At 46.5% G+C, this 6,736-nt stretch carries 6 protein-coding genes; 4 read left to right on the top strand and 2 right to left on the bottom strand.

All coding sequences use genetic code 11. The features are described from left to right. Positions 1–70: 70 nt before the first annotated feature. Positions 71–958, bottom strand: a complete 888-nt coding sequence (locus SHEWPOL2_RS07265) for an SPFH domain-containing protein (protein ID WP_037427382.1) — start codon at positions 956–958, stop codon at positions 71–73. Between the two features lie 334 nt (positions 959–1,292). Here SHEWPOL2_RS07265 and SHEWPOL2_RS07260 point away from each other — a divergent pair, with 334 nt between their 5' ends. Genes SHEWPOL2_RS07260 through SHEWPOL2_RS07250 form a run of 3 tightly spaced genes read left to right on the top strand, consistent with a single transcriptional unit; the run spans position 1,293 to position 3,466 of the window. Next, complete coding sequence (locus tag SHEWPOL2_RS07260) at positions 1,293–1,547, top strand: hypothetical protein (protein ID WP_037427381.1); 255 nt, start codon at positions 1,293–1,295, stop codon at positions 1,545–1,547. 3 nt (positions 1,548–1,550) lie between these two features. Beyond that, positions 1,551–1,841 (top strand): hypothetical protein, encoded by a 291-nt coding sequence (locus SHEWPOL2_RS07255; protein WP_037427379.1) that lies wholly within the window; start codon positions 1,551–1,553, stop codon positions 1,839–1,841. Positions 1,842–1,846: 5 nt separating this feature from the next. Next, positions 1,847–3,466 (top strand): PepSY-associated TM helix domain-containing protein, encoded by a 1,620-nt coding sequence (locus tag SHEWPOL2_RS07250; RefSeq protein ID WP_037427377.1) that lies wholly within the window; start codon positions 1,847–1,849, stop codon positions 3,464–3,466. 39 nt (positions 3,467–3,505) lie between these two features. Here the strand turns inward: SHEWPOL2_RS07250 and SHEWPOL2_RS07245 are convergent, their stop codons facing one another. Beyond that, complete coding sequence (locus tag SHEWPOL2_RS07245; protein ID WP_037427383.1) at positions 3,506–4,669, bottom strand: MFS transporter; 1,164 nt, start codon at positions 4,667–4,669, stop codon at positions 3,506–3,508. Between the two features lie 658 nt (positions 4,670–5,327). On the opposite strand from SHEWPOL2_RS07245, the gene SHEWPOL2_RS07240 reads away from it, so the two are divergent. Further along, entirely contained in the window at positions 5,328–6,728 is a 1,401-nt protein-coding gene (locus SHEWPOL2_RS07240) for a DASS family sodium-coupled anion symporter (protein WP_037413570.1), read from the top strand. The last annotated feature ends 8 nt before the right edge of the window (positions 6,729–6,736 follow it).

The raw sequence follows: 6,736 nt of genomic DNA, 5'->3' as shown, positions 1-6,736 counted from the left end.
GCAATGACTGGGGATTTTTTATGATAAAGCCTTAGTGGCAAGCAACTGACTTGCGATGCTTAGTCGTTTGTTAGTTCGACTTCTTAGCATCGATAAAGGGTAGAGTACCCGTGGGTAAGACTGTGGTAGGTAGCTTGCCGTCCCATTTCTCGGCCTTGGTGAGTTCGACAAGGTTTTGATTTTGTGCCAGAGCCTCGGCGCGGCTCTTAATCGCAGAGGCTTCTGCATCCCCTTTGATGCGGATACTTTCGGCCTCAGCCTTCGCGCGGGCGAGTTGCGAGTCTGCTTCCGCTTGCGCTTGGGTCACGGCGATTTGGGCGCTGACTCTTTCTTTCTCTAGGTTTTGCAGCTGGGTTTGCACTTCAACTTCGGCGCGCATTCTGTCTTCAACTGACTTCTCATAGGCATTGGAGAAATCGATATTTTCAATCTGTACCGAGGTGATCTCGATTGGCCCTTTCACCGATTGGGTGATGGCATTGGTCACATCGATACCAAATTTGATCCGCTCCTGTACCACTGAAATTGCGGTGTATTTACCAAAAATGTTTTCAACTTGCGTTGGCACTTGGCGGTCGAGTAATCGCGCCACCATGGCATCGATACTTTTGAAGTTGGCATAGACTTCTTCGACCCGATCCGGCGGTACGCTAAAGGTGACTGAAGCGTTAAGTGTCGCGGGTTGTTGGTCACGGCTATAGGCTTGTAGTGAACTGTAGCTAGTCGTGTGGGTTTGGGTTGAGATTTTTACTACGGTGTCAAAAATGGGCAGTTTAAACCCAAGTCCCGGCTCTGCTGTACCAATGATCTTACCGTTACGAAGAATCACCCCGCGTTCACCTTGGTCAACCGTGTACCAACTGCCAAAGAGTGAGATAAATAGGATGAGTAAAATCACTAAAGGAATGATTTTAGATAGGCCAAAGGAACTTGGCAGGTTGAGTTCATTTTTTATCATTTAGCTTCCTTTGCTAGGGTCGTCGAGATGGGGTTGGAGTGAGCGCGGATCGTGTTGATGATTATTTATATCGAGACGAAACGGTTGCTGCAAAATGTATCTTAATGGTTAACAGCTGGCAACAATCGGGTATCTAGCTTATCAATATGTGACAGTAATATCACAACTCATCCTTACACTGTAAATCTTATTGCGAATTATTCTCACCATGGCTAGAGTCCTGAGACTCAAATTCTTCCATTGCTTTCATGCGCTTATCTTTTTATAGGATATACACCGAGCATAGGCAAATGGGCTCGAATGCTAACGCTTTGTGGTGAGAGGAAAACATCCCGTGTTGCAACTTATATCTGTGTTAGCGACGCTGTTGGCCTGCTTGTTATTTTATGTGACGAATAAGCAGCAAAAACTATTTGCAAGCTCCCTTCCTAAGCGGCCTTGGCGGTTACTCGCCTATGCTTTTGCCTTTGCCAGTTTACTCGGTTGGCTCAGTCTCTTTACCCTTAGCGCCGCGATTTTTATTTGGTTAGCCCTGTTGATGTTATTGACGGGGTTAGTGCCTTTTGTCTCACTTTTGGGGCAGAAATAACTCATGGCACGTTTAGCTGAACAGGACAAATTACAGCCTGATTGGTGGACTAAATCACTGGCGGGATTGATTTTAGGATTTACCTTAGCGCTTGGATTGGTGGGGTTATTTGCCTGGTTTGGCCCAGGCGGTATCGATGCCGATACCAAAGTGCAGTTCAACATGTGGCTGATAACGCCTATCTGGTTATTGATCTTAAGTTTTAGCTTTCTGTTTAAAACCGGACTCAGGGCAATCGGCTACTTGGGCCTATTTAACATTTTGACTTATATAGTGTTATATACCTTTAGGTGACAAGGATGAAAGTTCGCAGTGATGTGTTACGGGTGTATCAGTCTATCCATATTTGGACTGGTATCATCGCCGGAATCGTATTGTTTATCGGCTTTTATGCTGGTTCGCTCACCATGTTTAAGGGGGCGATTGACGCTTGGTCAATGCCGCCAGCCCTAACTTTGCCTCAAGTGCCCGCTGACAAACTGGATGATTTAGTCGCGCAAGTGTTAGCGCAGGATGATAAGGCCAAAACCGGTTTTAGTTTGCACTTAAATGATGAACATCAATCGCCGATGACCTGGTATCAGCAGGGCTCTGAGCGTGAACTCAGCATGAGTCACCAGCTTTGGCATGCCAGCCTTGATGACAATGGGCAGCTACTGACACAGTTAAGTACGCCCAGTGAGTTGGCTGAGCTGATTGACCAATTACATCGCACCGCGGGGATTGCCGGTGAGGTCGGCCACGATCAAGCGGGTGTCTATGTGTTGGGGATAGCCGCCGTTTTATACTTCTTGGCGCTGGTTTCTGGGGTGATTTTCTTACTGCCTACCTTAACTAAAAGCTTTTTCGCCCTACGTAAAGATAAGGGCGAAAGCCGTTTCTGGCTCGATGCCCATAATTTAGTCGGTATTACCAGTCTGCCATTTCATTTAGTGATTAGCCTTACCGTAATAGTGTTTGCCTTCCATGATCAGCTTTACGATGGGCTTAAGCAGGTGGTTTATGGCGAAAAACCACTGTTTACCCAACCTGCACCCGACAGAACGCCCTATACACTTGCCGATTTGCCAAAGGTCACCACTGTGTTAGCCAAGGTGCAGCAAATCGCCCCCGATTATCAAGTGAATGAAATGACCTTTATGAACTTGGATAATCCCCGTGCGACCTTGCGCTTGGGGTTATATAACCCCAATGGTTTTATGCGTGGACCCGTTACCGATTTCTTATACCTGCATCCTTACAGTCTTAAGGTGACCAATAGCACGATTGACCAAAGCGACAAGGGGATTTGGGCCAGAACCGTTGCGGTATTCTTTGGATTACACTTTGGCAGTTATGGTGGCGTTCTCGGGCGCTGGGTGTATTTTTTCCTAGGTTTGAGCGGTGCTTTTTTATTTTACAGTGGCAACCTGCTGTGGCTGGAAAAACGCCGTAAAAAGCAGGCCAGTGAACAAACCCGTGCTTGCCGTTTAATGGCCAGTGCCACAGTGGGGATTTGTTTAGGCTCCGTTGCCGCCTTAACGATAAGTATGTTGCTGGGTAAATGGTTTTACGCGCATGTGAGCAATATTAACCACGTCTATTTGTGGCTGTATTATCTGGTGTTTGGATTGCTGGTGGCTTACGCCTTTTGGCGTGGTGCAGCCAAGGCGGCGCTGCTGATTTTGCCTTTGTGCGGCTTGGCTACATTGGCGATGCCAATCACGTCTCTAGTTGCGTTAATCGCGCCAAGTTTAGGCTTATGGGCGCCTTATTCTTCAGCGACTTTGGGCGTTGATCTGGTGGCGTTGGCCTTTAGCGGGGTGTTCTTTTATGGTTACAAGCTGACTCGCCATCGGGGGCTTAATGGGCCGCAGGACAGTGTCTGGGCCATTCCCGTCAAAGAGCCTGTGGCAGAATTAACCCAGCAAACATCGTAATAGCAATGGGTGTAGAGACTCAAGATTAACGCCTCTGGACTAAGCCTTTGCTGTGGGTAGGCGAGCTTTACTTCGGGCCAGTAAGTGCGCACTGAGGTAGCAAGCCGTGACTAAAAAACTTGCTGCTAAATACAGTGGTAAGCCATGTTCTACATCATCGAAACGACTGGCGGCAACCGGACCAATAACTGAACCCACAGAATAGCTGAGCAACATAATCTGAGTGGCGGAGACGATTTGGCTGCTGGGTAAATGATCGCACGCCAGACTGATGGCGATGGGATAGAGAGCAAAGGCGCAGGCGCCGAGTAACACAAAACCCAACCATAATCCCACAAGCGATGTTTGCATCAGTAACAACAGCGCCGCAGCACCCACTAAGCAAAAGGCGGTCATCAACACACTCTTTTGAATGCGGGGAGATAAATAGCTCACTAAGGGCTGGACTATCATGCCGCCCAAGATAATTAGCGCCATAAATTGCCCGGTTTGCTGGGCAAAACCCATGTCTCGCGACACATACACAGGCAATAAGCCGTAGATGGGACCCAGTAATAATCCCGAGACTAAACAACCGACAATGGCAGGTTTACTTAAGGTTTTTAGGTCGGAAAGGGCAATAGCGTGTTGTTCACTGGACTGTGGTTGGCCACGTTTAACCAACAGTGCAGGCAAACTGGCGGCGGCCAGCAAACCTATCACCACCAAGTAGGGTAAATTACCCGTGGTACCTAAATAATCTACGGCGAGTTGCCCAATGGCGGTGCCACCGTAGAGGGCGGTCATATATAAACCTAAACGTTTTGCCCGTTGTTTTTGGGTGTCGGCCATCAGTAACCAGGATTCAACTACCACAAAAATCCCCGCCACGGCGATGCCGGCAATCAAGCGTGCTGCTAACCAAACACTGCTCTGTGGCAGCAAAATCATCACTACAACGCTGCACAGTAAGATATTTAAGAACAAAATAAAGGCCTTACTGTGCCCTATGCGGCTGACAATCGGTGCAATACAAGGTGCGCCCAGTAATAAGCCAAGGTAGAAAATACTCGCCAGCCAAGGTGCAAGATCAAGGCTCAAATCAAAGTAAGTGAGCGAGAGTGGGATCAAACTCATCAAGTAGCCTGACGCTAAAGCAAATAGACTGAGTCCTGCCACAGGCACAAATAGCCCTGGCTTTTGATTAGATTGAGCTGACAGCATATTTTCCACAAGCGGTACCAAAATAGGTAAAAAATGAACAGGAGACGAGAATACGGGCGCGACTCTAGGTTGGATTGCTCGCGGGGTAAAGTGAGTTAGATTGACTGAGATGGTGAATAATATTTGTGTTTATTATTCATATAGATATTGAAGTTTAAATGTTATTGGTTTGGGTGAAAAAGCAACATTCAACGCGTTGTTTGGTGATCACTTACTTATCAGAACGAACAAAATCTAATCTCGAAATATTAACACGCTCTAGTGCTCATAAGCTTTGTTATTAGCGATGAAAAGTCAGTGGGATGATTATCTGGATGTTATGCAATTAATTAGCATTTTATATTGTTAAAAATTAATATTAAATTAAGGTTTTTATCACTTTGAATTACGCTGTGATTTGATCTTTGTCACAGTTTTAAATATTTATTTAGTTACAGCTTTATCAAGCTTTTGCAGTATTTTTATCCGTTTGAAAGTTTTGTTCATCACTTAAGATCAAAAATAGGTGGTTTTTATCGCGAAAATGGTTTTTTTGCGTTTTAAGTCTTAGCATTTTGTTGTTGCTACGTAGCTAAAGTACAAAATAAACTGCTTTTACTAGTGTGACCTATGCCCTAAATTTGCTAGAAAAAATAATGGTATGAAGGTAGTAGTCACCATGTCCTTAACGCAATCAACGTCGGTTCCCCCTAATCATTCGCCCGCCAATACAGGGCTTGAAAAGAAAAATATGCTGGTCCTAATGGCGGATATTGTGCTGCTATTTGCACTGTATTACGGATTACCCTTTGAGCAGGGAGTGAATACGGGGCTTGCGATTTTAGTCTTTGCGGCCATTCTGTGGTTAACCGAAGCGATTCATATCAGTATTACTGCGATTTTGGTGCCTATTTTGGCGGTATTCTTTGGGGTATTTGAAACCAAAGAGGCCATGAGTAACTTTGCTAATCCAATTATCTATCTGTTTTTCGGTGGTTTTGTGCTTGCAGCTGCATTGCACAATCAAAAGATTGATACCTTAATCGCGCAAAAATTGCTGCTGGCCTCTAAAGGCAAGCTGAGTATTGCCTGCTTAATGTTGTTTGGGGTAACTGCGCTGCTGTCGATGTGGATCAGTAATACCGCAACCACGGCTATGATGCTGCCACTGGCACTGGGAATTTTGCAGCAATTAGATCGTAAAACCTATCACAGTACCTATGTGTTCCTATTATTGGGGATTGCCTATTCCGCTAATATCGGCGGCATTGGCACTTTAGTGGGCAGTCCGCCCAACGCGATTGCCGCAGCGCAGGTGGGGTTAAGTTTTAGCGATTGGCTAAAATTTGGCATTCCAACCGTGATCTTAATGCTCCCTATGATGCTCATTGCGCTCTATTGGTACTTTAAGCCAGACTTGTCGGCTAAATGCGAGCTTGCACTTGAAGATCAAAAGCTTACGTTCCAAGGAAAACTGACGCTGGTTATTTTCCTTGCGACCGTATGTTGCTGGATTTTCAGTGTGCCCTTGGCAAAAGCACTTGGCGGAATAACCCAGTTTGATACCGTCGTTGCACTCGGTGCTGTGGTATTACTGGCGGGGCTCGGTTTAGTTGGTTGGAAGAAGATTGAATCGACTACCGACTGGGGCGTGTTGATTTTATTCGGTGGCGGTTTGACCTTGAGTGCCGTGCTCAAAACTACCGGTACCAGTGTGTTCCTCGCGCACTGGATGACGGATATTTTTGGCAGCACCCACATGTCGCTGTTTGTGTTTGCGGTGATCGCCTTTGTGGTAATGCTAACCGAATTTGCCAGTAATACCGCGAGTGCGGCGCTGTTAGTGCCTGTATTTGCGGCGATTGCCGAAGCATTGGGGGTATCCCCCGTCATGCTATCCGTGCTAATTGGTATTGCCGCATCCTGCGCCTTTATGTTGCCAGTGGCGACGCCGCCTAACGCCATTGTTTATGGCTCTGGCCATATCAAGCAGTCGGAAATGGTGCGAGTGGGCATGATAGTTAACTTCCTCAGCATGATAGTGCTGGGCATTATTGCTCACACCTTCTGGGAAGTGTAATCGCCTCT

Origin of the sequence: Shewanella sp. POL2, from assembly GCF_000282755.1 — a bacterium.
GTDB classification, from domain to species: Bacteria; Pseudomonadota; Gammaproteobacteria; order Enterobacterales; family Shewanellaceae; genus Shewanella; species Shewanella xiamenensis.
The sequence above is the reverse complement of the archived record's forward strand: the minus strand, read 5'-3'. Positions and strand labels throughout refer to the sequence as shown.

Bases quoted from the DNA above. Each gene is read 5' to 3' on its own strand.
- SHEWPOL2_RS07240 (WP_037413570.1), top strand. From the start codon at position 5,328: ATGTCCTTAACGCAATCAACGTCGGTTCCCCCTAATCATTCGCCCGCC.
- SHEWPOL2_RS07265 (WP_037427382.1), bottom strand. From the start codon at position 958: ATGATAAAAAATGAACTCAACCTGCCAAGTTCCTTTGGCCTATCTAAA.
- SHEWPOL2_RS07255 (WP_037427379.1), top strand. From the start codon at position 1,551: ATGGCACGTTTAGCTGAACAGGACAAATTACAGCCTGATTGGTGGACT.
- SHEWPOL2_RS07245 (WP_037427383.1), bottom strand. From the start codon at position 4,669: ATGCTGTCAGCTCAATCTAATCAAAAGCCAGGGCTATTTGTGCCTGTG.
- SHEWPOL2_RS07250 (WP_037427377.1), top strand. From the start codon at position 1,847: ATGAAAGTTCGCAGTGATGTGTTACGGGTGTATCAGTCTATCCATATT.